The organism is Rhodococcus sp. MTM3W5.2 (genome assembly GCF_001984015.1).
GTDB lineage: Bacteria > Actinomycetota > Actinomycetes > Mycobacteriales > Mycobacteriaceae > Rhodococcus_G > Rhodococcus_G oryzae.
This window is the reverse complement of the sequence record NZ_CP019572.1, coordinates 5,247,942-5,272,267: the sequence shown is the minus strand read 5'-3', so window position 1 is coordinate 5,272,267 and position 24,326 is coordinate 5,247,942. Positions and strand designations below refer to the sequence as shown.

26 protein-coding genes and 1 tRNA gene are annotated in these 24,326 nt (G+C 69.0%); 12 read left to right on the top strand and 15 right to left on the bottom strand.

The features are described from left to right. Positions 1 to 185 precede the first annotated feature (185 nt). The 4 genes from BTZ20_RS24105 to BTZ20_RS24090 are packed head-to-tail and all read right to left on the bottom strand — an operon-like array spanning position 186 to position 3,815. Positions 186 to 866 (bottom strand): CoA transferase subunit B, encoded by a 681-nt coding sequence (locus BTZ20_RS24105; RefSeq protein WP_189636696.1) that lies wholly within the window; start codon positions 864 to 866, stop codon positions 186 to 188. 2 nt (positions 867 to 868) lie between these two features. Continuing rightward, complete coding sequence (locus BTZ20_RS24100) at positions 869 to 1,636, bottom strand: CoA transferase subunit A (RefSeq protein WP_223263851.1); 768 nt, start codon at positions 1,634 to 1,636, stop codon at positions 869 to 871. Next, on the bottom strand, positions 1,636 to 2,388 hold the full coding sequence (locus tag BTZ20_RS24095) for a 3-hydroxybutyrate dehydrogenase (protein ID WP_077043091.1): 753 nt from the start codon (positions 2,386 to 2,388) through the stop codon (positions 1,636 to 1,638). Before BTZ20_RS24095 ends, BTZ20_RS24100 begins: the two co-directional genes overlap by 1 nt. Further along, positions 2,385 to 3,815, bottom strand: coding sequence for an MFS transporter (locus BTZ20_RS24090; RefSeq protein WP_077043090.1), 1,431 nt, complete (start codon positions 3,813 to 3,815; stop codon positions 2,385 to 2,387). The genes BTZ20_RS24095 and BTZ20_RS24090 overlap by 4 nt, the downstream gene beginning before the upstream one ends. Before the next feature lie 170 nt (positions 3,816 to 3,985). Between BTZ20_RS24090 and BTZ20_RS24085 the strand changes: the two genes are divergently transcribed. After that, entirely contained in the window at positions 3,986 to 4,888 is a 903-nt protein-coding gene (locus BTZ20_RS24085; protein ID WP_223263849.1) for a LysR family transcriptional regulator, read from the top strand. Between the two features lie 74 nt (positions 4,889 to 4,962). Continuing rightward, positions 4,963 to 5,577, top strand: coding sequence for a dihydrofolate reductase family protein (locus BTZ20_RS24080; RefSeq protein WP_077043089.1), 615 nt, complete (start codon positions 4,963 to 4,965; stop codon positions 5,575 to 5,577). 5 nt (positions 5,578 to 5,582) lie between these two features. Here BTZ20_RS24080 and BTZ20_RS24075 read toward each other — a convergent pair whose 3' ends face one another. Then, a complete protein-coding gene (locus BTZ20_RS24075; protein WP_077043950.1) occupies positions 5,583 to 6,242 on the bottom strand; it encodes an enoyl-CoA hydratase-related protein in 660 nt (219 codons plus the stop codon). Positions 6,243 to 6,331: 89 nt separating this feature from the next. Here BTZ20_RS24075 and BTZ20_RS24070 point away from each other — a divergent pair, with 89 nt between their 5' ends. Continuing rightward, the gene (locus tag BTZ20_RS24070) at positions 6,332 to 6,931 is read left to right on the top strand and encodes a TetR/AcrR family transcriptional regulator (RefSeq protein ID WP_077043088.1); all 600 of its coding nucleotides are present in this window, start codon (positions 6,332 to 6,334) and stop codon (positions 6,929 to 6,931) included. Positions 6,932 to 6,938: 7 nt separating this feature from the next. Here BTZ20_RS24070 and BTZ20_RS24065 read toward each other — a convergent pair whose 3' ends face one another. The 3 genes from BTZ20_RS24065 to BTZ20_RS24060 form a co-directional block, all read right to left on the bottom strand. After that, on the bottom strand, positions 6,939 to 8,333 hold the full coding sequence (locus BTZ20_RS24065) for an FAD-binding oxidoreductase (protein WP_077043087.1): 1,395 nt from the start codon (positions 8,331 to 8,333) through the stop codon (positions 6,939 to 6,941). A gap of 288 nt (positions 8,334 to 8,621) precedes the next feature. Then, positions 8,622 to 8,762 (bottom strand): hypothetical protein, encoded by a 141-nt coding sequence (locus BTZ20_RS27435; protein ID WP_189636539.1) that lies wholly within the window; start codon positions 8,760 to 8,762, stop codon positions 8,622 to 8,624. Positions 8,763 to 8,989: 227 nt separating this feature from the next. Then, positions 8,990 to 9,400 (bottom strand): VOC family protein, encoded by a 411-nt coding sequence (locus BTZ20_RS24060; protein WP_077043086.1) that lies wholly within the window; start codon positions 9,398 to 9,400, stop codon positions 8,990 to 8,992. 337 nt (positions 9,401 to 9,737) lie between these two features. Here BTZ20_RS24060 and BTZ20_RS24055 point away from each other — a divergent pair, with 337 nt between their 5' ends. From BTZ20_RS24055 to BTZ20_RS24045, 3 genes are all read left to right on the top strand, one after another. Beyond that, positions 9,738 to 10,379 (top strand): TetR/AcrR family transcriptional regulator, encoded by a 642-nt coding sequence (locus BTZ20_RS24055; protein ID WP_077043085.1) that lies wholly within the window; start codon positions 9,738 to 9,740, stop codon positions 10,377 to 10,379. A 149-nt stretch (positions 10,380 to 10,528) separates the two neighbouring features. Next, on the top strand, positions 10,529 to 11,455 hold the full coding sequence (locus tag BTZ20_RS24050; protein ID WP_077043084.1) for an NADP-dependent oxidoreductase: 927 nt from the start codon (positions 10,529 to 10,531) through the stop codon (positions 11,453 to 11,455). 53 nt (positions 11,456 to 11,508) lie between these two features. Continuing rightward, the gene (locus BTZ20_RS24045) at positions 11,509 to 12,444 is read left to right on the top strand and encodes an AraC family transcriptional regulator (RefSeq protein WP_077043083.1); all 936 of its coding nucleotides are present in this window, start codon (positions 11,509 to 11,511) and stop codon (positions 12,442 to 12,444) included. 121 nt (positions 12,445 to 12,565) lie between these two features. Here BTZ20_RS24045 and BTZ20_RS24040 read toward each other — a convergent pair. After that, a tRNA-Pro gene (locus BTZ20_RS24040) sits at positions 12,566 to 12,639 on the bottom strand. Positions 12,640 to 12,677: 38 nt separating this feature from the next. Beyond that, positions 12,678 to 13,640 carry a metallophosphoesterase gene (locus tag BTZ20_RS24035; protein WP_354578616.1) on the bottom strand — a complete coding sequence of 321 codons (963 nt, stop codon included), beginning with the start codon at positions 13,638 to 13,640 and terminating at the stop codon, positions 12,678 to 12,680. A 69-nt stretch (positions 13,641 to 13,709) separates the two neighbouring features. On the opposite strand from BTZ20_RS24035, the gene BTZ20_RS24030 reads away from it, so the two are divergent. Next, positions 13,710 to 14,186, top strand: coding sequence for a GatB/YqeY domain-containing protein (locus BTZ20_RS24030; RefSeq protein ID WP_077043081.1), 477 nt, complete (start codon positions 13,710 to 13,712; stop codon positions 14,184 to 14,186). Positions 14,187 to 14,255: 69 nt separating this feature from the next. Here BTZ20_RS24030 and BTZ20_RS24025 read toward each other — a convergent pair whose 3' ends face one another. Next, positions 14,256 to 16,628: a penicillin-binding protein gene (locus BTZ20_RS24025; protein ID WP_317616059.1), complete on the bottom strand. Its 2,373-nt coding sequence runs from the start codon at positions 16,626 to 16,628 to the stop codon at positions 14,256 to 14,258. 251 nt (positions 16,629 to 16,879) lie between these two features. On the opposite strand from BTZ20_RS24025, the gene BTZ20_RS24020 reads away from it, so the two are divergent. The 3 genes from BTZ20_RS24020 (at position 16,880) to BTZ20_RS24010 (ending at position 18,990) form a co-directional block, all read left to right on the top strand. Further along, positions 16,880 to 17,203 carry a WhiB family transcriptional regulator gene (locus BTZ20_RS24020; RefSeq protein ID WP_077043079.1) on the top strand — a complete coding sequence of 108 codons (324 nt, stop codon included), beginning with the start codon at positions 16,880 to 16,882 and terminating at the stop codon, positions 17,201 to 17,203. A gap of 235 nt (positions 17,204 to 17,438) precedes the next feature. Continuing rightward, positions 17,439 to 18,062 (top strand): RNA polymerase sigma factor, encoded by a 624-nt coding sequence (locus BTZ20_RS24015; protein ID WP_077043078.1) that lies wholly within the window; start codon positions 17,439 to 17,441, stop codon positions 18,060 to 18,062. After that, on the top strand, positions 18,055 to 18,990 hold the full coding sequence (locus BTZ20_RS24010; protein WP_077043077.1) for a hypothetical protein: 936 nt from the start codon (positions 18,055 to 18,057) through the stop codon (positions 18,988 to 18,990). Before BTZ20_RS24015 ends, BTZ20_RS24010 begins: the two co-directional genes overlap by 8 nt. Positions 18,991 to 19,070: 80 nt before the next feature. Here BTZ20_RS24010 and BTZ20_RS24005 read toward each other — a convergent pair whose 3' ends face one another. Then, positions 19,071 to 19,553: a hypothetical protein gene (locus BTZ20_RS24005; protein ID WP_077043076.1), complete on the bottom strand. Its 483-nt coding sequence runs from the start codon at positions 19,551 to 19,553 to the stop codon at positions 19,071 to 19,073. A 358-nt stretch (positions 19,554 to 19,911) separates the two neighbouring features. Next, complete coding sequence (locus BTZ20_RS24000; RefSeq protein ID WP_077043949.1) at positions 19,912 to 20,361, bottom strand: cupin domain-containing protein; 450 nt, start codon at positions 20,359 to 20,361, stop codon at positions 19,912 to 19,914. 101 nt (positions 20,362 to 20,462) lie between these two features. On the opposite strand from BTZ20_RS24000, the gene BTZ20_RS23995 reads away from it, so the two are divergent. Together BTZ20_RS23995 and BTZ20_RS23990 are read left to right on the top strand one after the other, a co-directional pair. Continuing rightward, positions 20,463 to 20,945 (top strand): MarR family winged helix-turn-helix transcriptional regulator, encoded by a 483-nt coding sequence (locus tag BTZ20_RS23995; RefSeq protein ID WP_179800621.1) that lies wholly within the window; start codon positions 20,463 to 20,465, stop codon positions 20,943 to 20,945. Beyond that, positions 20,942 to 22,198: an MFS transporter gene (locus BTZ20_RS23990; protein ID WP_077043075.1), complete on the top strand. Its 1,257-nt coding sequence runs from the start codon at positions 20,942 to 20,944 to the stop codon at positions 22,196 to 22,198. Before BTZ20_RS23995 ends, BTZ20_RS23990 begins: the two co-directional genes overlap by 4 nt. Here the strand turns inward: BTZ20_RS23990 and BTZ20_RS23985 are convergent. Both BTZ20_RS23985 and BTZ20_RS23980 read right to left on the bottom strand, forming a co-directional pair. Further along, the gene (locus tag BTZ20_RS23985; protein WP_077043074.1) at positions 22,177 to 23,289 is read right to left on the bottom strand and encodes an ArsA family ATPase; all 1,113 of its coding nucleotides are present in this window, start codon (positions 23,287 to 23,289) and stop codon (positions 22,177 to 22,179) included. The two genes, BTZ20_RS23990 and BTZ20_RS23985, sit on opposite strands and share 22 nt — an antisense overlap. Then, entirely contained in the window at positions 23,286 to 24,302 is a 1,017-nt protein-coding gene (locus BTZ20_RS23980; RefSeq protein ID WP_077043073.1) for an ArsA-related P-loop ATPase, read from the bottom strand. Before BTZ20_RS23980 ends, BTZ20_RS23985 begins: the two co-directional genes overlap by 4 nt. Positions 24,303 to 24,326 lie beyond the last annotated feature (24 nt).

Below are 24,326 nucleotides of genomic sequence, written 5' to 3'. Positions count from 1 at the left end.
TCGGGAACTCGTTGCAGTTTTGACTACACGCGACACAAGTTACGGTCGGGTAACAAGTTGTGCCAGAATTTGCGCATAATGCCTGGAAAGGTGCCTCGAACTGGTCTCCGAGGACTCTCGGGCCGGGTTTTCGACTTGCGATCCGGCGCCAAAAATGCAACACGTTCATCGGAGCCCGAGCGCGCTCAGGCCCGCGCCGCCGCGAGTGGCAGGTCGACGATCAGCTCCGGTTCGGTGCACGCCAGCACCTGCGCCACCTCGACGCCCGGCGCGACCTCACGCAGGACCAGGCCGGCGGGGGTGACGTCGATGACGGCCAGATCGGTGATGATGCGGTGGACCACCGCCCGACCGGTGAGCGGCAGCGAACACCGCTGGACGATCTTCGGTGCGCCGTCCCTGGCGCAGTGCTCCATCAGCACGATCACCCGCCCGGCGCCGTGCACGAGGTCCATCGCCCCGCCCGGCCCCTTCACCATCTTGCCGGGGATCATCCAGTTCGCCAGGTCGCCGGTCGCCGAGACCTGCATGCCGCCGAGGATCGCCGCATCGATCTTGCCGCCCCGGATCATCCCGAAGCTGAGCGCGGAGTCGAAGAACGACGCACCCGGCAGCACCGTCACCGTCTCCTTACCCGCGTTGATCAGATCCGGATCCATCTCGGGCTCAGTCGGATACGGGCCGACGCCGAGGATTCCGTTCTCGGACTGCAGCACCACCGAGCAGTCCGGGGGTACGAAGTTCGGCACCAGGGTGGGCAGCCCGATCCCCAGGTTCACGTACCAGCCGTCGCGCAGTTCCTGCGCGGCCCGCGCCGCCATCTCCTCGCGGGTGCGGGCACCCGCCGTGGTGTTGCCGCCGGCCATGCTCATCGCTCGCTCTCGGTAGTCGTTCTGACGGTGCGCTTCTCGATCCTCTTGGTGATGCCGTGGCCGACCTCGAGGACGCGGTGCACGTACACCCCCGGCAGGTGCACGGCGTCGGGATCGAGCTCGCCCGGCTCCACCAGTTCCTCGACCTGCGCGACGGTGATCCGGCCCGCCATGGCCGCAAGCGGCGAGAAGTTGCGGGCAGACAGATCGAACACCAGATTGCCGTGGCGGTCGCCCCGCGCGGCGTGGACGAGGGCGAAGTCGGTGCTGATCGCCTCCTCGAGCACGTAGTCGCGACCGCCGAAGGCCTGCACCGGCTTGGCGGGCGAGGCCACCGCGACACCGCCGGCGCCGTCGTACCGACGCGGCAGCCCGCCCTCGGCGACCTGGGTGCCGACCCCGCTCTGGGTGTAGAACGCGGCGATGCCCGAACCGCCGGCCCGGAGCTTCTCCGCCAGCGTGCCCTGCGGGGTCAGCTCCAGTTCCAGTTCGCCGGAGAGGAACTGACGCTCGAACTCCTTGTTCTCCCCGACATAGGAGGAGACCATCTTCCGGATCCGGCCCGCACCGAGGAGCAATCCCAGGCCCCAGTCGTCGACGCCGCAGTTGTTGCTGACGACCTCGAGATCCGCTGCGCCGCCGTCGAGTACCGCCTGGATGAGGGCCGAGGGGATGCCGCAGAGCCCGAACCCGCCCACCGCCAGGCTGGAGCCGTCGGTGACGTCCGCGACGGCCTCGGCGGCCGTACGCACGGTCTTGTCCATCATCGCGCGCTCCACCCGCCGTCCATCGTGTACGAGGCGCCGGTCACCATGCCGGCCTCGTCTCCCGCCAGCCACGCCACCAGCGAGGCCACCTCGGCCGGTTCGACCAGTCGCTTGATCGCGCTCTCGGTGAGCATCACCCGCGCGAGCACCTCGTCCTCGGGGATGCCGTGTACGGCGGCCTGGTCGGCGATCTGCTTCTCGACCAGGGGGGTTCGCACGTACCCCGGGTTGACGCAGTTGCTGGTCACCCCGTGTCGGCCGCCCTCGAGTGCGGTCACCTTGGACAGTCCTTCGAGGCCGTGTTTCGCGGTGACATACGCGGATTTGAACTCGGAGGCGCGCAGCCCGTGCACCGAGGAGACGTTGATGATCCGGCCGAATCCGTTGGCGTACATGTGCGGAAGGGCCGCCCGGATCAGCAGGAACGGCGCCTCCACCATCAGCGTCAACAGCTTGCGGAACTCCGCGGGCGGGAAGTCCTCGATGGGGCTGATGCTCTGCACGCCCGCGTTGTTCACCAGGATGTCGGTCTCGAGCATGAGCCCGGCGAGCGCCTCGGTGTCGAGCAGGTCGACGGTCCAGGCCCGGCCGTCGAGTTCGTCCGCGAGCGTCTTGGCGGCGATGTCGTCGACGTCGGCAATCACGACCTGGGCGCCCCTGGCCGCGAGTGCCCTTGCGGTGGCCGCGCCGATCCCGCTCGCGCCGCCGGTGATCAGGGCCGAACGTCCGGCGAGGGTCTGCACGGTCATCGGGCCACCGCCGCGCTCTGTCCGGCGACGAGCGGTGCGTCCGCCGCCTTCTCCTCGGCGAGGGTCCTCGCGTCCGCGGCGTCGACGGATTCGAGCGAGATGCCCTTGGTCTCACGGGCGAAGGCGACCGCAACGATGGTCACGACCGAGGCGCCGAGCAGGTAGAAGGCGATCGGCACGGACGAGTCGAAGCGGCTGAGCAGGCTGGCCGCGATGATCGGCGCGAGCGAGCCCGCCACGATGGAGGTGACCTGGTAGCCGAGCGAGACGCCCGAGTAGCGCATCCGGGTCGGGAACATCTCCGCCATGATCGCGGGCTGGCCGGCATACATGAAGGCGTGGATGATCAGCCCGATCACGATGGCCGCCAAGACGATCGTGTTGTGCGCGCTGTCCATCATCGGGAAGGCGAAGAAGCCCCAAGTGCCCGCCAGGACGGCCCCGATCAGGTAGGTGGGGCGCCGGCCGAGGGTGTCGGACAGCCGGCCGCACAGCGGAACCGCGACGAAATGCACGCCGTGGGCGATGAGCATCATCCACAAGATCTTGCTGGTGTCGGCGTGCACGACCACCTTGAGATAGGTGATCGAGAAGGTCACCACCAGGTAGTACATGATGTTCTCCGCGAACCGCAGTCCCATCGCGGTGAGCACGCCGCGCGGGTAGCGGCGCAGCACTTCGAACACGCCGTACGAGGCGGCCTTGTTCTTCTCGACCAGCTTCTGGGCCTCGAGGAAGATCGGTGCGTCGCTCACCTTGGTGCGAATGTAGTAGCCCACCAACACGATCAGGGCGGACAGCCAGAACGCCACGCGCCAGCCCCAGCTGAGGAAGGCCGCGTCGGAGAGCGTGCTCGTCAGGATCAGGAGCACGATGGTGGCGAGCAGGTTGCCCGCCGGGACGCCCGCCTGCGGCCAGCTGGCCCAGAACCCGCGACTGCGGTTGGGGCTGTGCTCGGCGACGAGCAGCACTGCGCCGCCCCATTCGCCACCGACGGCGAAGCCCTGAATGAAGCGCAGCGCCACCAGGATCGCGGGCGCCCAGTAGCCGATCTGCCCGAAGGTGGGGATGCAGCCCATCAGGAACGTGGCCGCGCCGACGAGCAGCAGGCTGAACTGCAGCAGCTTCTTGCGTCCGAACTTGTCGCCGAAGTGCCCGAAGACGATGCCGCCGATGGGTCGGGCCGCGAAGCCGACAGCGTAGGTGACGAACGCGGCGATGATCGCGTCGAGCTCGTTACCGCCCGCGGGAAAGAAGACCTTGGAGAAGACCAGCGTCGCGGCGGTGCCGTAGAGGAAGAACTCGTACCACTCGACAACGGTGCCCGCCATCGACGCGCCGACGACCTTCTTCAGCCCGGACGGCGCGGTGTCCGGGGCCGGGGACGGGTCACCCCCGCCCGCCCGTGACAGTTGCTCGGTACTCATCGCTGAACTCCTCATGTGCTCGGCCCGACAATCGCGTTCGCCCTGTGATGCAGTGCACATCCGGCGTTATGCGATGAGTATTGGTGCACGCGATGCGCCTCACAATGGGGAAAATCGCACCTTGTATCTGCAAGAATGCAGATGTGGTGGATTCCGTGGACCGGCATTCTCTGAGTCGTCCGAGCGCCGATGATCTCCTGGTGCTGCTCGCCGTCGGCAGGACCGGGCGCTTCACCTCGGCCGCCGAGGATCTCGGCGTCAACCACACGACCATCTCCCGCCGCATCGCCGCGTTGGAGAAGAGCCTGGGTGGACGGCTGCTGGTACGGGCGGCGGGTGGCTGGGAGCTGACGGACCTCGGCAGGCAGGCGCTGGCCGCCGCGGAGAGCGTCGAGGCGGTCGTCGACGCGCTCTCCTCCGATTCCTCCGGGCAGGGCAGGCTCAAGGGGGTCGTGCGGGTGTCCGCGACGGACGGGTTCAGCGCGTACATCGCCGCGCCCGCCGCCGCGCGGGTGCGCAGGCGCCATCCGGACCTCGCGGTGGAGATCGTGGCGACCACCCGCCGGGCGTCCAGGCAGCGGTCCGGCATGGACGTGGAGATCGTCGTCGGGCGGCCGCAGGTGCACCGGGCCGAGGCCCTGCCACTGGCGGACTACGTGCTGGGGCTGTACGCCTCCAGGGACTATCTGCGCGAGCGCGGTACCCCGCACGCCATCGCGGAACTGGCCGAACACTCGCTGGTGTACTTCGTCGATTCGATGCTGCAGGTCGACGACCTGGATGTCGCGAGGAGCATCGCTCCCGAGATGCGCGAGTCGGTGAGCTCCACGAACGTCTTCGTGCACGTGGAGGCCACCAGGGCAGCGGCGGGGATCGGGCTGCTGCCCTGCTTCATGGCCGACCGGCACCCGGACCTGGTACGGCTGCTGCCGGAGTTGGTCTCGACGAAACTGACCTATTGGCTGGTGGCCCGGTCGGAGGCGCTGCGCAGGCGGGAGGTGGCGGCAGTGGTCGAGGAGATCAGGGACACCGTCGAGCGGGAGCGCGATCGGTTGCTCGGGACGTTTCGGTAGCGCCGATGAGTTTCGGTCTGACCGGGAGTCAGAACCTATGACACCCGCGGCACCGAGCACACAGGAGCACGACGATGAAACTGACTGTCACCACGTTCGTCACCCTCGACGGCGTCTACCAGGCACCGGGCGGCCCCCAGGAGGACCCCAGCGACGGGTTCGTCCACGGCGGGTGGTCGGCGCCGTACGGTGACGAGGACTTCGGGCGGTTCATGATCGAGGTGTTCGACCAGGCGGATACGTTTCTGCTCGGTCGCAAGACGTACGAGATCTTCGCGTCGTACTGGCCGAATCACGACGACCCGGCCGACCCGATCGCCGGCCGGCTCAACAGGCTGCCGAAGCACGTCGCCACTACCACCCTCACCGCGGCCGACTGGCAGAACAGTCGCCTGATCACCGGCGGCACGCGCCAGGCGGTCGCAGACCTCAAGGCGCAGGACGGGCGTGAGCTCCAGGTCCACGGCAGCGGGGTACTCGTGCGGTGGCTGCTGCGGGAGGGCCTGGTCGACACGCTTCACCTGCTGTCCTTCCCGGTCCTGCTCGGTACAGGAAAGCGGCTGTTCCCGACCGACGCGCTGCCGACCGCCTTCGCGTTGGCGCAGACGCGCGTCACGAGTTCGGGCGTGGTCATCAGCTCGTATGAGCGTTCGGGCCATCCCGAGTACGGCGACTTCGCCGAAGAGTAGCGGGCCTACGCGGGGTTCCGCAGCTCCGCGAGCGCCGCGCGGAACCGGTGCTCCTTGATGGTGCCCAGGGTCGCACCCGCCTTGGGCGCTAGGGCCCGGGCGCGGTCCATCGCGGCGGGCAGAACGGCCTGCTCGTCGACCGCCTCGTCGACGATGCCCTCGGCGATGGACTCGGCCCCGCCGTAGCGCCTGCCGGTGGTCATGGCGTCGTGCGCGGTCCGCACGGGAAGCTTGGCGGCGATCAGGTCGGACATGCCCACCGAGATGGGGATCTGGATGTCGACCTCGGGGAAGCAGAAGAACCCGCGGTCGGCGCGCATGACCCGCTGATCGTGGGCGAGTGCCAGCATGGCGCCCGCGCCGAAGGCATGTCCCTGCAGCGCTGCGACTGTCGGCAACCCCAGGGCGAGGACGCGGGCGAACAGGACCTCGACCCGCGCGCCGAACGCCGGGATCTGGTCGGCATTGGCCATCAGCCACGGCAGGTCGAGGCCGTTGCTCCAGATCTTCCCCGCGGCGGTGGTGACGAGGGCCCTTGGGCCCTCGGCGGCCTCGACGGTGTCGAGGTGCGCGTCGACCGCGTCGAGCCAGTCGGGGTTGAAGCGGTTCTCGCCGGAGCCCAGGTTCAGCACGTAGACGTCGCCGTCTCGGCTCAGGGTGGGCAGGTCGTCGGGGGTATTCGAGAATGTCATTTCTAGAAACTATCTTCTAGAACGGATGGCTGTCCAGCCGCGGATTCTGCGATACTCGGCGAATGGCCCGCACCACGTTCTCCATCGACGCATTGCTCGACGCCGCGCGCGAGGTGATCCTCGAGCGCGGTCCGCGGTCCGCGACGGTCGCCTTGATCGCCGCACGGGCGGGCGCGCCGACCGGGTCGATCTACCACCGCTTCGCCTCGGTCGACGAGCTGCTCGCGCGGACCTGGCTGCGTGCCGTGCGCCGCACCCAGCAGGTCCGGCCCGCCGGGTTCGACCCGGCCGGGGACCCTGTCGAGGTGGTGGTGGAGCTGGCCCTCGCGCTCTACGACCACTGCGTCGCCGAGCCGGGCGACATGCTGTTGCTGGACCGGCTCCGCCGCGAGGACGTGCTGCACCTGAACCTGGGCGACGAGCTGATCGCCGAGGTCGGACGGTCCGACGCGCAGGCAGGCAGCCTGATCGCGGAGCTGGCGCGCGCGGTGTTCGGGCGGGCGGGCAGGCGGGAGACGGACCTGGTGGTGCTGGCCCTGGTCGACCTGCCGTACAGCTTCGCCGGACGCTACCTCCAGGTGGGCGCCCGGCCGCCGAAGAGTCGCCGGGACCGGCTACCCGACGCCGTTCGGGCGATCATCGCGGCCCGTCCGCAGGACTAGCCCCACCTCAGGCCGGCCTGATGTTGGCATTGAGGTGGAAGGTGTTGCCGGGGTCGTACTGTGCCTTGACCGCGGCCAGCCGGTCGTACTTGCGCGGCCCGTACGCGGCACGGACCCGGTCCTCGTCCGGTTCCGCCATGAAGTTGACATAGCTGCCCTGGTTCGACGAGAGCGGTCGGAGCGCCTCCCAGATCGAGCGGGTCCACGCCCGGTCCGCGGCGAATACCTCTGGGGTGTCGGACATCCCGGCGATGTTGCAGACGTAGTGCGGGGTGCGGGCACCGCCGAATGCCGTGTCGTCCTCACCGACGGCCGTGAAGGCCCCGTCAAGGCGGAAGATCGGCATGAACGAGAGCGGAGAACTCTTACGCGGCGCCTGCTCGACGATCACGGCGATCACCTCGTCCGAGAGGGCGTCGAGGTCGAGCGCCTTCTCGTAGCCGAGGATGCCCCAGGGCGCTGCGTCGTCGAACATCTGCTGCAGTCCGGTGTAGGGGATCGGGGTGACGAACTCGAACAGCGGTGCCAGGGCGTCCCTGATCGGGGCAACCGTGGACGCGTGTTCCGCCGCCGACGAATACCCGGCGATGATGAGCGCGTGGCCGGGCATCCCCCGGAACTGCTCGGGCACAAAGGGTTCCGGTGGTGCGCACATCCCGGCCGCGATCAGGCAGCCGGCCCTCGCCGGCAGTGTCGGGATGAACTCCTGGCACAGGCGCAGCGCGGCGGCGCCGTCGTCGAGCGACCAGAAGAACAGCCCGAGGTTCACCGTGGGACCGACCGGGTGGAGTCTGTACTCGAACTCGGTGACCACACCGAAGTTCCCGCCGCCGCCCCGCAGCGCCCAGAACAGATCCGGATGCTCGTCGTCGGAGGCCCGGACGACACTGCCGTCCGCCAGCACCACCTCGGCCGATGCCAGGTTGTCGATGGACAGCCCCGCGAGCTGGGTCAGCCAACCCATGCCGCCGCCGAGGGTGAGCCCTCCGACCCCGGTGTGGCTGATCACCCCGCCGGTCACGGCCAGCCCGTGTGCCTGGGTCGCGGCGTCCAGGTCTGCCATGGTGGCGCCGCCCCCGATCCGCGCCATCCCGGTCTCGGGTTCCACCGAGGTGCCGTTCATCGCGCTGAGGTCGATCATCAGGCCGCCCTCGCTGACGGAGGTGCCGCTGTAGGCGTGCCCGCCGCCCCGGATCGAGACCTCGAGTTCCCGATCCCGGGCGAATCCAAGCGCGGAACCGACGTCACCAGCGGACACGCATTGCGCGACGCAGAGCGGACGGTGATCGATGTCGCCGTTCCAGATCGATCTGGCCTCGTCGTATCCGGTGTCATCGGGGCCGAACACCGGCCCGCCGATCGCCGACCTCAGCACGCCGAGGTCGTCGCTCACCTCAGTCATCACGCTCTCCGTCCGTCGGGGCCGGCTCCGCATGGCGTGCGGTCGCGCGTTGCTCCCCACTGTCCGAGAACGCCGGACCTCGGTGCCGACCGGACCGCGACGGCGCCCCGAACAAGGCACCTGTGACGTGCGTCAATCGTATTCGGTGGCGTTTGGGCGCGGCAAGGTCGCCGAACGAAGAGGAATCCCCAGCGCCTGCGGCACCGGCCCGGACCGTGGACCGGGAGCTCGGTCCAGATGTCCAGGGTCACTTTCTATTTGGCGACCACCGGATGACTCGGATCCCGCTCAGTTGGCGCCGAGCCTGCACCGCTTCTTCTGAAATGCCTGGGTGACCGCGAAGAAGAGGCGGCCACTCGTGCTGGACAGGCTCAGCCATTCGCCCCGAAAGTCGCGGGCGGACTCGTTCTTGTCGGTGAGATCACGCACTGTCGATGGGAACGCATCGAGAGCGGCAGGGTCAACCTGCAATGGATCGGACATCATTCCCCCTCCGGAATCCCCCCCCAAACCTCGCTATTACAGCACATCGCGTTCGGGCCGGCGCGGCGAATATTGCGGGACTCCTCGGGTGGTCATAGCGCCTGTTCGCCGGAGCCCTCCGGTGCGCCCCGACGTCGGGACGGCACCGGAGGGCCTCGAGCGAGCCGGGGGCCTCAGGCGAGCGCCGCGGCGTCCTCGGGCGCGTCCCGGTCGGCCCATTCGACGAACTGGACGACGATGCCGTTGGGGTCGGTCACCTGGAACAACTTCTCGCCCCATGGCTCTTCCCGCAGCGCCATCGTGATCTCGACGCCCTCCGACTTGATCCGCGCCTCTTGTGCGGCGAGATCGTCGACGGTGAACGCGAGGATGAGGCCGTCCGCGTGGCGGTCGCGGAACCCCTCGGGGAGCACCTCGATCCCACGCTGGAGCAGGACGATGTCGACCGCTGCGTCGGGCCGGTTCAGTGAGGCGAAGCCGTCCGCCGCGGCCTGCTCGCGGTAGCCGAGGTGGGTGACGAAGAACGTGCTCGAGGCGGCGACGTCGTCGACGGTGAGCGAGATGGTGGAAGCGGTGACCTGCATGGGTGTCTCCTTCGGGCGAGATGGGCGAGGTTGTGGCGCGGCGGGGCCCGAGGTCAGTAGCAGTGACGCCGCGGTGCGCCGAATGGGCGGCGTACCGGATTGACGCGGCCGGGGAGTGGCTGGTGCGGGCGGCTGGCGCGGGGAGCTTCGGTGCGCCCGGGGTGCTTGATACGGCGGCGAGGGTGCTGGGCAGGGAGTGCGGGTTGGCGGTCACGGGAGCCCCTGTTCTGTCGGCTGAAAACTTACGACGGACGTAATTATACATTCGGCGCATCTAAGGTCAAGGAAATTCTTACGTCGGATATAAAAGATGTCGGACCTATGGGAGGCTGCACTCATGGCAGATGGCGTGGGGTTGCGGGAACTGAAGAAGCAGGAGACCCGGCAGGAGATCTCGGACCGGGCGACCGAGCTGTTCCTCGAGCGCGGATTCGAGGAGACGACCATCGCGGACATCGCGTCCGCGGCACGGGTGGCCAAGAAGACCGTCACCAACTACTTCGCACGCAAGGAGGACCTGGCCCTCGATCACCACGAGGTGTTCACGTCCGGGCTCGCGAGGACGGTGGCGGAGCGGGAGCCGGGGGAGTCCGCGCTGGCGGCGCTGCGCCGGGTCTTCGCGGCCGACGTGCGGCGCCAGGACCCCGTCATCGGCTTCTCGGGGATGCCGTTCGCCCGGATGATCGCCGACAGCCCCACCCTGACCGCGCGGCTGCGTGAGCTGAACGAGCAGCGCGAGGAATCGCTCGCGGCGGTCCTGGCGGTCGAGACCCGCGCGGAGCCGGGTGACATCACCGCTCGCGCGGTCGCGGCCGTGCTCGGCGGCGTCCACCGGGTGCTCTTCGGGGACGTCGTGCGGTTCACGCTCGACGGTCTCGGCAATGACGAGATCGCCGAGCGTGTCGGTGAATCGGGGCGGCGGGCCTTCGACCTCATCGAGCCGGCGCTTGCGGACTACGCGGTGCGCGCGGGCGAGTGACCGGAGCGGCGGGGCCGAGGGGGACCGGATGTCGAGGGTGCTCGCAGGCGAGACGATCGGACATGTTTCCGAGCAATCAGGATATTCTCCGGCTCGTTGGATCTCCCTAATGTCGATGGCAACAACGAAAACGACAAAGGAGAGTTCCCATGTTGGCTGTCATCCAGAAGTCCTTCGGTGGTCCCGAGGTGCTCGAGATCGCCGAGACCGAACGACCCGCGCCGCTCAGCGGTGAGGTGCTCATCCGGGTCCACGCGAGCGCGGTGAACCCTGTGGACGTGGCCGTCCGAGCGGGCGCCCTCAAGCTGCTGGGGGAGCCGAGTTTCGGCGTCGGCTGGGACATCTCCGGGGTGGTCGAGGAGGCCGGTCCGGGGGCCCGGTTCGCGGTCGGCGACGAGGTCTTCGGGATGCCGTTCTTCCCCCGCGCCGCCACCGGCTATGCGGAGTACGTCGCCGCGCCGTCCCGACAGGTGGCCCGAAAGCCGGCTTCACTCGATCACGTGCAGGCGGCCGCCCTCCCGCTCGCCGCGCTCACCGCGTGGCAGGGGCTGGTCGACGCGGCACGGGTAGGCGCCGGTGACCGCGTGCTCATCCACCGGGCCGCGGGCGGTGTCGGCCACCTGGCGGTGCAGATCGCGAAATCCCGCGGGGCGCACGTGATCGCGTTGGCCAGTGCCGCAAAGCACGACTTCGTTCGCGGGCTCGGCGCCGACGAGGTGATCGATTACCAGGTCACCGACTTCACCGAGGTGCTCCGCGACGTCGACGTCGTGTTCGACTCGACTGCCCAGGGCGCTCGGTCGCTGAGCGTGCTGCGCCCTGGCGGCACCCTCGTCAGCATCCTCGAGCACTGGAACCGGGAACTCGCCGCCGAGGTCGAGGCGGCGGGACGGCGCTTCGCCGGGGTGTCGGTCGAACCGGATTACGCCGCACTCGAGGCGATCGCCGAGCTCGTCGACGCCGGGCGGATCCGCCCCCACATCGAGGAGACGTTCCCGCTCGCCGACGCGGGTAAGGCGCACGAGCTGCTCGAGTCGGGGCAGGTGCGGGGCAAGGTCGTGCTGAGGGTGGTCTGAGCCGGGGCGGCCGTATCGTTGCGATCCGAAGTAACCGAAGGAGGCGCAGGGCGTTGGACATCCTGACCGAGGCGCTGGCGTCGATGCGGACAGGACATCCGTCGTCCGTTCGCACCGACGGCCGTGCGCCGTGGGGGCTGCGGTTACCGCCGGTCGCGGGGGCGGGCTTCCACGTGGTGCTGCACGGCACCTGCTGGCTCGTGCCCCTCGAGGACGCGCCGCACCTGAAGCCGGTCGCGCTCAGCCCCGGTGACGTGATCTTCCTGCGCGACGGCCGCGGCCACATTCTCGCCGACCACCCGTCCACCCCGGCCGTGGTGGAGACGGCCGAGCAGTTTCAACCGGGGTCGCCGATCGGCACGGTGTCGGTCGGCGGCGACGGCCCCAGGACCAGCCTGCTGTGCGGGAACTACCACCTCGACCAACGGCGGCCGCACCCACTGGTCCGGCAGCTGCCCGAGGTGGTGCACCTGCCGACCGGACACGGCCGTCACCCCGAGCTCAGCGCGGCGGTCCAGCTCCTCGGCGCCGAGTTGGAGAACCCCCGCGTCGGGTCGGACGGGATCGTGCCGGCGTTGATCGACTCGTTGCTCTTGTACATCCTGCGGGCCTGGCTCGAGGCCCAGCCCGGTGCGGACGCGGAGGGTTGGGCCGCCGCGCTGGCCGACGGGGCGGTCGCTCCCGCACTGGCCGCCATCCACGGGGATCCGTCGGCCCCGTGGTCGGTCGAGTCGCTCGCCGGCCGGGCCGGGCTGTCCCGCGCGGCCTTCGCCCGGCGGTTCACGGCCCTGGTCGGGGAACCCCCGATGGCGTACCTGACCCGGTGGCGCATGACGACCGCTGCCAGGGTGTTGCGCGAATCCGACGCACCGCTCAGCGCCGTCGCCGGCCGGGCCGGCTACGGCTCGGAGTTCGCCTTCGCGAAGGCCTTCAAGCGCGAGTACGGGCTGGCGCCGGGGATCTATCGACGTCAGGTGCGGGCGGCCTGATTCCCGCGCGCCGCGGGGCGCGGGGACACCACGGGGGTGATCGACCTCCTCGCCGTCGGCTGATCCCCCGGATACGCAGAAGGACCCGATCCGCGTCGCGGATCGGGTCCTTCTGGCACTGTCGGGGTGGCGGGATTTGAACCCACGACCTCTTCGTCCCGAACGAAGCGCGCTACCAAGCTGCGCCACACCCCGTGCCCTGCATCTGCCCTCATCGGGCAGCGAGCGAAAGTCTAGCGCACGACTGCCGCGGAAGACGAAACGCCTGGTCGCACGCCCTTACTGGGGCCCTTGTTCGGCGCCGCGACCAGGGTCAGCAGCGTCGCCTCCGGGCGGCAGCAGAACCGCGCAGGCGCGTACGGGGACGTGCCGATGCCTGCGGAGACATGCAGCTGGGTGTGGGCTCCCCACTTCGACGGGCCCTTGACCCGCGAGCGGTCGATCTGGCAGTTGGTGACCAGCGCACCGTAGAACGGCAGGCACAACTGGCCGCCGTGGGTGTGCCCGGCGAGCACCAGGTCGTAACCGTCCTCCGCGAACCGATCCAGCACGCGGGGCTCCGGCGAGTGGGTGATGCCGAGCTTGAGGTTCGCCATCGGGTTCGGCGGCCCGGCGATGGTGTCGTAGCGATCGCGCTTGAGGTGCGGATCGTCGACGCCCGCTGTGGCGATCCGGATACCGGCGACCTCCAGCTCGCGCCGGGTGTGCGTGACGTCCAGCCAGCCGCGCTCGGTGAAGGCCGCGCGCAGGTCCTGCCACGGCAACGGCTCGCCGTGGGTGCGCTTGTGCTCCTTCTTGAAGTACTTGAACGGGTTCTTCGGCTTCGGGGCGAAGTAGTCGTTGCTGCCGAAGACGAACAGCCCCGGGCGGCCGAGCAGGTTGCTCAGCGACTGCACCACCGCAGGCACCGCACGCTGGTGCGACAGGTTGTCGCCGGTGTTCACCACCAGGTCGGGGTCGAGCCGGTCGAGCTCGCGCAGCCAGTTCTGCTTGAGCTTCTGGTTCGGCATCATGTGGAGGTCGCTGATGTGCAGCACCCGCAGCGACGATGACCCCGGTTCGAGGACCGGCATGGTGACCTCACGCAGGGTGAATGCGTTCCGCTCGATCAGCGAGGCATACCCGATTCCGAGCGCCGCGGCGCCCGCCAGTCCGGCCGCTGTTCCCCGGAGCACGTTGCGTGAGTCGTCTAACACCATTTCAGGATACGCAGCGCGCGCAATCGACATGCGCGTCAGTGCACGGAGCGCGTAGCGTTCGGCACCATGTCCGATTCGACTTCCTCCCTCAAATCCACGCTCCGGGCCGACATGACGGCCGCCATGAAGGCCAAGGACGCCCTCCGTCTGCAGACCCTGCGGATGCTGCTCGCCGCTGTGCAGACCGAGGAGGTCTCCGGCAAGGAGGCCCGCGAACTCACCGACGAAGAGGTCCTCAAGGTCCTGGCGAAGGAGTCCAAGAAGCGCGGCGAGTCCGCGGAGATCTACACCGAGGCGGGGCGCGGAGAGTTGGCCGCGACCGAGCGTGCCGAGGCGCAGATCATCGACGAGTACCTCCCGACCCCGCTGACCGACGCCGAGCTGGCCGACGTCGCGGACACCGCGATCGCGCAGGTCGCGGAGGAGATCGGTGAGCGGCCCGGGATGCGGCAGATGGGTCAGGTCATGAAGGCCGCCACCGCGCTCGCGGCAGGCAAGGCCGACGGCACCCGAGTCTCGAAGGCGGTCAAGGACCGGTTGTAGGCGCTGCGCGCCCGTGAGTGCTTTCGGCCCCTATGGGGTCCACAAGCACTCACGGGCGGCGCAGCCGCATCAGCGTGGCAGCGGGGGGAGCTGGATCGGCGGCAGGCCGGGGATCTGGATCGGCGGCGGGGGTGCCGCCGCGGCTCCTGGCGCCGGTGCGGGCGGCGCGGCGGCCTTCGCCGAGCCGTCGCTGACGTAGAGGGTGATCGCCGAACCCGGCACCGCCGAGCCGGCGGGCGAGGTGCTCAGCACGTTGCCGCGCGGTGACGGTCCGGACGTGGTGACGGCGTTGACGGTGAACCCGGCCGCCTGCAGTGCCCCGGTTGCCTGCGACTGGGTCATCCCGGCGACCTCCGGCACCTGGCCGTTCTTCGATCCCTTCTGGTACTTCGGGTCGATCGGCGGCAGCGAGGTCGGACCGTACTTGTCGACCACCGGCTTCATCGCGAGATACCAAGCCCTGGCGGGTTCGTTACCGCCGAACACGTTGCCGTCGCCGCACTGTCGCAGCGGCGAGGTGCAGATCTCGCGGGGGGTCGGCGAATCCGCGTACACGTAGACGCTGGCCGCCAGGTTGTTCGTGAAGCCGACGAATGCCGAGGACATGTGCGACTCGGTGGTACCGGTCTTGCCTGCCATCGGCAGCGTCCAACCGACGGATCCGGCGGCGCCCGCCGAGGTGCCACCCGGCTTGTCGTCCTTGCTCATCGCGTTGGCGAGGGTATCGGCCAGGCCCGGCTCGACGACCTGCTCACAGGCCTGCTGGGTGATGGACACCGGCTTGCCGTTGCGATCGTAGATCGAGTCGATCGGCGTTGGCGGGCACCACTTTCCGTGCGAGGCGAGGGTCGCGGCGACGTTCGAGAGCTCGAGCGGGTTGATCCAGGTGGGTCCGAGGGTGAACGACCCGAGGTTCTGCTCCTTCTGGAAGTCCGCCATCGACTGGTTGTCGTGACCGGAGGTGCCCGGCTGTGCGTAGGAGCGCATGCCGAGGCGCACCGCCATGTCGACGGTCGGGGCGACGCCCACCTGCTCGATCAGCTTGACGAACGCGGTGTTCGGAGACTGGGCGAGGGCGTCGGTGACCGACATCGAGGCGGGGTACTTACCGGCATTCTCGACGCAGTACATGTTGGCCGGGCAGCCCTTTGCGCCGCCGAAGCCCATGCCCTTGACCTCGGCGCGGCCGGGGACCTGGAGGGTCGCGTTGGTGCCGAGGCCCTTCTCCATCGCCGCGGCGGTGGTGAAGAGCTTGAACACCGAACCCGCGCCGCTGCCGACCAATGAGTACGGCTGCGGCTGCACGGTCTCGTTGATCTCGCCGTTGAGGCCATAGGTCCTGCTGCTGCTCATCGCCAGCACCCGGTGCTGATCCTGGCCGGGCTGCACGACGTTCATCACCTCGGCGACCCCGTCGACCGTGGGGTTGGCGGTGGTGGTGAGGGCGCTGTGCACCGAGTTCTGCAGGACGGGGTCGAGGGTGGTCTTGATCAGGTAGCCGCCCTTGTTGACCTGTTCGCGGCTGATCCCGGAGTTGGCCAGGTACTGCAGCGCGTAGTCGCAGAAGAAGCCGCGGTCGCCCGCGGCGATGCAGCCGCGGGGCAGGGTGTTCGGCTCGGGCAGGACGCCGAGCGGCTCCTCCTTGGCCGCGCGGATCTCGGCGGCGCGGTCGGGGATGTTCGCGATCATGGTGTCGAGCACGATGTTTCGGCGCTCGAGCACGCCCTCGGGGTTGGTGTACGGGTTCAGCGCGGAGCTGGACTGCACCATGCCCGCGAGCATCGCGGACTGGGTGAGCCCGAGATCCTTCGCGTCGATCCCGAAGTAGGTGCGGGCCGCGTCCTGGATGCCGAACGAGGCGTTGCCGAACGGAACCAGGTTCAGGTACCTGGTGAGGATCTCGTCCTTCGTCAGCTTCTTGTCCAGGGTCAACGCCATCCGGATCTCGCGCACCTTGCGGGCCGGGGTCGTCTCGATTGCGGCCCGGCGCTCCGCGTCGGTCTTGGCGACGACCAGCAGCTGGTAGTTCTTCACGTACTGCTGGTCGATCGTGGAGGCGCCCTGCTGGACCTGACCGCTTGTGGTGTTCGTCAGGAAGGCGCGCAGCGTGCCCTGCCAGTCCACGCCCTGGTGATCGGCGAACCGCTTGTCCTCGACGGAGACGATCGCCAGCTTCATGTTGTTGGAGATCTTGTCGCTTGGCACCTCGAATCGGCGCTGCTCATAGAGCCAGGCGATGGGGTTGCCCGCGGCATCGACCATCGTCGAGACGGTGGGGGCATCGCCCTGCACCAGCTCGGCCGAGACGTTGTCGACGGTATCGGCGGCCCGGTTCGAGAGGATTCCGAACCCGCCGGCCAGGGGAAACATGACGCCCGCGAGCAGAGCCCCGGCAAGAGCGGAGCATCCGGCGAGCTTCGCGACAGTTTTTGCGATCGGCACGGGGGACAGCCTACGTGGACGAGCGTCCGCGACCTGCAGATGTGGGCCGCATGCAGCACTTGATGGACGTCCGTACCAAAAAATGCCTCAGCACCTTGCGCTAGGCGATCTTCAATGCCTAAGTTGTCTTCTGAGTGTGATAGAGATAACACTCGTTGAGGAATGTGGTGTGACTCGCTGTGATACGGCGGGTCATACGTAATTCCAGAGCGTCTGCGAGGGCGACGCTTGGACTGCAGAGGGGCACCAGAATGACCGTTATCACCACGGCCCACCGGTTGGACGTCGAGGAAGCCGAGGCCCGTATCGCTTGGGTCGCACAGGCCAGATGCCGGGCAGTTGATCCTGACCAGTTGTTCGTTCGTGGTGCCGCGCAGCGCAAGGCCGCCACGATTTGTCGGCATTGCCCTGTTCTCATGCAGTGCGGCGCCGACGCCCTCGACAACAGGGTCGAGTTCGGTGTGTGGGGAGGCATGACCGAGCGTCAGCGCCGTGCCCTGCTCAAGCAGCACCCCGAGGTCGAGTCCTGGGCCGACTTCTTCGACACCCAGCGGTCGCAGTCCAACGCCGTCTGACACCGGCGCGCCGGCTGGGGCGAAACGCCCCGGCCGGGCCGGTCCGCGGAGGTAACGACACCCCGCGATATCGGCTGTGAGAACCCGCTCGATTCATTTCACCCGTAGAAACTCCTGCCGGTTTTCCCCGTGGACCGAATGGCCACGTGACCGTGTTGTTATCTACGGGGGTCCCGCCTCGTCCTCGGACTGAGCCGGCCGTGAACCGGGAGCGGCGTCGGTGACAAGTAGGCATGTGGACACTGATGCACTCCGCGAGGTCCCAGCCCCGCGAGACAATGAGCTGATCGCCCGGTCGCTGACGGATCCGGACGCCTTCGCAGGCATCTTCGATCGTCATTTCGGCACGATTCACCGCTACCTCGCTCGTCGGGCCGGGGCGGACACGGCCGACGATCTCGCCTCGGACGTGTTCACGATCGCGTTCGGTCGACGGGCCGGTTTCGACCTGGAGTACGAGCAGGCACTCCCGTGGCTGTACGGCATCGCAGGCAATCTCCTGCACGAGAACCGTCGCCGCCTCAGAAAAGAGGTCGCCCTGCTCGCCCGTCACGCGAGGCCCGAGGACCCGGTGGCCTTCGAGGAGCAGGTCGACACCTCCCTCGATGCCCGGCGTGAGTTCCGGGCACTCGAACGCCGACTCCGGCGATTGCCGCAGGCCGATCTCGACACGCTGCTTCTCCATGCATGGGAGGACCTCAGCTATGCCGAGATCGCCGAGGCACTACAGATCCCGATCGGAACCGTGCGGTCTCGATTGAACCGACTCCGCCGCAAGCTCCGTGAACCGGAACCCGCCGAACCCGCAAGAACAGGACGACAACAGACCGAGTCGAGGCAAGGAGAAGGACATGCGTGATTTCACGGAGATCCGCGGTCGGCGACCCGAGCCGCAGCCTCCCCGCGACGAGGTCGTCCTCCGAGCGAGAGAGAACCTGATGCGCACCATCGAGAACGAAAAGTCCACGCAGCCACCCGTCGAGGCCACTGATTCCGGTGCCTGCGTCGCTCGCCTCGACGAGCGCCGTCGGTGGGTACGGCGTGTTGTCGCGGGCGTGGGTGCAGCAGCGTGCGTTGCTGTCGCCGCGTCGATCTTCCTGGTCGGGAACGACGGACCGGTCGGGCCCGAGCAGGCGCAGGTCGTCGCATCCGGGCCGCAGCACGCGCTGGAGCAGGCGGCGACCCTGGTTGCGGTGAAGACAGATCTCGCCGGGACCGGACCGATCCGGCACCTGCGGTTCGTCAATCTCAGCGACGTGGATCAGCCGACATACGACACCTACGTGCGTCCGGACGGAACCGCCCTCGTCGGCAAGGCCGGGGGCGACCTCCAGGAAACCTCCGGGTACCTGACGAGCGCGCAGTTGGCCGGCCTTCCCGTCGACCCCTACCAGCTGCGGACACGAATGTTGAGCCTGTCCAGCGAGCTGGGGCTGGGGTATCCCGACGAGGCGCCCGATCGGGCGCTGTACCGGTTGGCGACCCAACTCATTCCTGACCCGGCCGTCACGCCCGAGATCAAGGCGGGGATCTACCGGGTACTGGCCGGGCTGAACCTCGAGGCGATCCGGGCACGTGACCTGGGCGTCGGCGCAGATCAGACCGGACGGCCAGGCGATGTCCTCGAGTTCACCTTCGAAGAGGGCTACATCGACCGACTGGTGATCGACAGTGCGACCGGGGCGTTGCTCAGCACCGAAACGGCGGACCGCGAGGGAAAGCCGGCCGGCGGTCAGGTCTACCTCTCTGCCGAGATGCTCGAGACGATGCCGGTGACACACGCCTGAGAGTTCATCGGATGAGGCCTACCGCGGGCTGCGGCGCATCGCAGCCCGCGGTGACGAGGACGATCTGGCCTGAGCGTGCGTCAGGTCACCCCGTCATCACCCGATCGGCGCGGCGGAACCGGAATTGATGCGGTCCGCAGAGCCCGACCCGGCGGAGGGGTCGGGTCGCTCTCCGACCACGATGGGCAGGCCGCTCGGGTTCCACTCCGTGCTCTGCTCCTGCCCGCGACGTCGAAGGTGACGCCGCTGGCGGGCCTCGATCCGTCCTGGGCGAGGTCGGGGACGCGATAGGTGGCCGAGAAGAGAACCCGTGTGTCATCGGCCGGCATCGTCCATCCCGTCCCCGGGGCGGCCGACACTGTGACCGTGCCGGGGCCGAGCTCGGGTGTGACCGGCACATCTTCCACGGGATTCGTGAAGCCGTGCTGAATCCGCACCTTCGCGCTGCCAGGGACGTACTCGAGACCGTCCGGACCGTGATCGGTGATGCGGGTGAGCAGTCGATCGGGTCCCTCGTTGACCTGGAACTCGTTCGTGATCGTGATGGTCTCGCCCGGCCGCACGTACGCGGGCCCATGGCCGGTTTGGTCCGCGATCCTGGCGACTGAAATGCCCCGAAGTGCTTGACCACCATGACGTCGACCATATTGGCCGACGCGGCACCGGATCCGACCGCTGCACCTCCGCCGACCATGAGGGCCGTAGCCGCGACCGCGGCCACCCGACCCACAACCGAACGAATCATCCCAACCTCCAGGTTCTCGATGGGACGATCTCCGCCCCCGTGCGCAGGGAGCATAGGCGTGCCTGCGCGGCTCCATTGGCGCTTCAAAACAATTGCGGCAGAATATAATTGCGTTAAACAATACGAAGATGGTCGACGCGATGCCGCTGGCCTATGTCGGATGATCCATCCGAGTACTAGTCGTCGACCAGCCGGAAGTCGGCGAAGTCGAATCCCGGTACGACCACGCAGCTGACCAGGGTCGGTTCGTCGCCGGCAGGCCGGGCCCGCTGCCAGTGCCGCGCCGGGACCACCAGCTGCGGAGCCTGGCCGGCGAGGATGTCGGGGCCGAGGAGATGCTCGGTGACCCGGCCGGGCCGGTCGCCGTCCCCGCCGAGGTCCAGTCGGAGCGGGCCGCCGCGGTGGTGGAGCCAGATCTCCTCGCTGCGCACGGTGTGCCACGCGGACTGTTGGCCCGGCATCAGCAGGAACAGGATGGCGGTCCCGGCTGCCCTGGCTCCGGGGTAGTCGCCGGGCAGGGAGGTCGCCGGGACGGTGATGCCACTGCGCCAGGTCTCCCGATACCAGCCGCCCTCGGGGTGTGGCGCGAGGTTCAGCTCGCGCGCCCAGTCGGGCAGTTCCGTCATGGCACCGATCATTGCAGCGCCCGTCGTCCCCGTCAGGCGGTCGACACGTTTCCCCTTGAGTTATATGCTTGCCGATAGGCAACTAAATGGGAGGGGTAGCGATGGCGACGGTGCACTCGGAGGACGAGGTCACCCGCCTCAAGATCGCCCTCGGCCGGATCGCTCGGTTGGTGGACCGGCAGGTCTCGGGCGACGGCATGACCCGCACGCAGCTCTCCGTGCTCGGCACCGTCGGGCGACTGGGCCCGCTGCGGTTGGGCGCGCTGGCCGAGACAGAGGGACTGAACCCGACCATGCTCTCGCGGGTGGTCGGCAAGCTCGAGTCCGACGGCCTGCTCGAGCGTTCGACCGACCCGGGGGACCGCCGGGTCGCGCAGGTGCAGGTCACCGAGGCAGGCGAGCGGATGCATCGCCGGCTGCGCGGCGAACGGACCCGACTGTTCACCGACGCGCTCTCCCGGCTGCCGGAGGAGCAGGAGCAGGCCCTTCGATCCGCCCTGCCCGCGCTCGAGTCGCTGGCCAGGGAGATCGCGCCGCAGCCCGCCGGATCCGGTTCGGGCACCGCCGCGCGCGGCCGGCCGTGACCACGCTCGCGGCGACCGCGCACCGGACCTTCGCGTCCCTCGCCACCCCGAACTTCCGCCGGTACTACGGCGGGCAGGCGGTGTCGATGGTCGGCACCTGGATGCAGGCCGTCGCGCAGGCCTGGTTGGTGCTGCAGCTGACCGGGTCGGGCACCGCGCTCGGCCTGGTGATCGCGCTGCAGACCCTGCCGGTGCTGCTGTTCGGCCCGTACGGCGGCGTCGTCGCCGACCGCCTGGACAAGCGCAGGCTGATGATCGGGCTGCAGTCGATGATGGGCGTGCTCGCGCTGGTGCTCGGAATTCTCACGGTGACCCACACCGTGACGCTGTGGCAGGTGTACGTGCTCGCGTTCCTGCTCGGGGTGAACAACAGCTTCGAGAACCCCGCACGACAGGCTTTCGTTCTGGAGATGGTCGGCCCCGAGGACCTTCGCAACGCGGTCAGCCTGAACTCGGTCCTGGTCAACGTGGCCCGCGCGGTCGGGCCCGCGATCGCAGGCATCATCATCGCGGCCGGTGGGCTCGGACTCTGTTTCCTCCTGAATGCGGTCAGTTTCGTCGCGGTGGTCGTGTCGCTGGTCACCCTCGACCTCGGCGCCCTGCGTCCCTCGCCGCCCGCGCTGCGCAGGCCGGGGCAGCTGCGGGAGGGCCTGCGGTACGTGCGGCGCACCCCGGCACTGCTGGTCCCGCTGCTGATGATGGCGCTGGTCGGCTGCCTGGCCTACGAGTTCCAGGTGGTGCTGCCGGTGCTCGCGCGCGACACCTTCGGGGGCGACGCCAGCGTCTACGGATTCATGACCGCCGCGATGGGATTCGGTGCGGTGGTCGGCGGGCTGTTCGTCGCCGCCCGCGGCAAGACCGGGATTCCCGCGTTGGTCCGGGCGGCGACGTCGTTCGGGGTGCTGATCGCCGCGGCCGCCGTCGCTCCCACCTTCTGGCTCGAGCTGGTGATCCTGGTGCTGGTCGGCGCCGCGAGCGTCGGATTCCTCTCCATCGGGAACAGCACCCTGCAGCTCGAGGCCGAACCCGGCATGCGCGGCCGGGTGATGGCCCTGTGGTCGGTGGCCTTCCTCGGATCGACGCCGATCGGCGGGCCGATCGCGGGTGCGGTCGCCGAGCAGTTCGGCGGCCGGGTCGCGCTCGCGATGGGCGCGGCCGCCTGCCTGGTGGCCGCCGGCGCCGCCGCGCTCGTGGTGCGGCAACCCCGGCCGGCGGTCGTCGACGAGGTCGGTCAGCCCCGGCCGGTCAGCTGATCGGCGACCGCCCGCAGCGCCTCGAGGTCGGAGACCTCGAACGGCAACGACGGCACGCCGACGACGGGCACCCGGGGATGCGCGCCCGTGAACCGGCCGAGCAGCCGCAGCTCTCGCTGAGCGGTGCGGGCCCGTTCGGCGTGGATCTTCAGGACCGCCGCCGCCAACGGGTGCTCGCCCCGTTCCTTCAGCTGATCGGCCGCGGCCGTCGCCCGATCCGCCGACAGGGAGCTCAGGGTCGGATGGGTCCGGTTGAGCACCAGCCCCGCCAGTGGCATCCCCTCGGTGGACAGCCGATCGACGAAGAACGACGCCTCCCGGAGCGCGTCCGGCTCGGCGGCCGCGATCACCAGGAAATGGGTGCCCTCCGCGCGGAGAAGTGAATAGGTGTGGTTGGCACGCTCCCGGAACCCGCCGAACATCGACTCGAATGACTGCACGAACGCCGATGCGTCGGACAGCATCTGGCTGCCGACGATGGTGTTCACCGCCTTGAGCGCCAGGCCCATCGCGCCGGTGACCAGGCGCCCGATCCCGCGGCCCGGAGCGGAGAGCATCCGGATCATCCGGCCGTCGAGGAACGCGCCGAGGCGTTGCGGGGCATCGAGGAAGTCGAGCGCGTTGCGCGAGGGCGGGGTGTCCACGACGACCAGATCCCACTCGTCGCTGGCGGCGAGCTGACCCAGCTTCTCCATGGCCATGTACTCCTGCGTGCCGGAGAAGGACGTGGCCACCGTTTGATAGAAGGGGTTGGCGAGGATCTGCTGCGCGGTGTCCGGGGCGGAGTGCTCGAGCACCATGTCGTCGAACGTGCGACGCATGTTCAGCATCATCGCGTGCAGCTCACCGGTGGCGCCAGGGGCCAGTTGCACGGGCTGCGGGGAGTTGTCGAGTTCGCGCACCCCGAGCGCCTGGGCGAGCCTGCGGGCGGGATCGATGGTGAGCACCACGACCCGGCGCCCCTCCTCGGCCGCGCGCAGCGCCATCGACGCGGCGGTGGTCGTCTTGCCGACCCCGCCCGCCCCGCAACACACCACGATCCGTGACGCGGGGTCGGTGAGGATCGCGTCGATGTCGAGAGTCGTGGTCATCGGACGCCCTGCTCGGCCAGCTGCTCGGCAAGCTCGTACAGGCCACCGAGGTCGATGCCGTCGGTCAGCGCCGTCAGGTGCAGGCGCGCGACGTCCAACTCGTCGAGGGTGGCGGCGCTGTCGTCCTGTGCGCGCAGCGTCGAGGCGTACTCGATGGTCTCGGTGAGCAGGCCCGCGAAGTCGGCCTCGGACAGTGAGATCCCGGCGGCCTCCAGCCCGGCCCGGACCGCGTCCGCGTCGATGGTGCCGTCGGCGGCCTGCGCCATCGCCTTGGTCGGCAGGTAGGCGGTGCCGCTGCGGTTGACGATCACCGTGCCCAGCCGAAGGTCGGCCGCCTCCAGCTCCACGACCGCGTCGGTGGTCTCCTGCACGGGCAGCGCCTCGAGCAGGGTCACCAGGTGCACCATCGTCTCGTCGGAGTGCAGCAGCCGGACCACCCCCTCGGACTGCGAATGCACCGGTCCGCCCTTGGCGAGGTCGGCCATCGCCTTCGTCACGTCGAGGAAGCTGCCGATCCGGCCGGTGGGTGGGGAGTCGACGACGACCTCGTCGTAGATCCGGGCGCCTGACTTGTCCGTGCGCACCACGCACTCCTTGATCTTGCCTGTGACCAGCACATCCCGCAGGCCGGGCGCGATGGTGGTGGCGAACTCGATGGCGCCGAGCTTGCGCATGGCCCGACCGGCGAAGCCGAGGTTGTAGAACATGTCCAGGTACTCGAGGAACGCGTGCTCGATGTCGAGGGCGAGCGCGTAGACCTCGCCGCCGTCGTCGGCCGTGGCGATCTTCGTTTCCTCGGGCGGCAGCGGGGGCACGTCGAAGAGCTGTGCGATGGACTGCCTGCCCTCGACCTCGACGAGCAGGACCCGTCGCCCGCCCGCGGCCAGCGCGAGCGCCAAAGCGGCCGCGACCGTGGACTTTCCGGTGCCGCCCTTGCCTGAGACGAAATGCAGGCGAGCCTTGTCCGCCTTGGCGGGCCACTCGTATACGGGTGCTGTCGCGGGTGCTGCCACCCCCGAGCCTATAAGTCGCGGAAG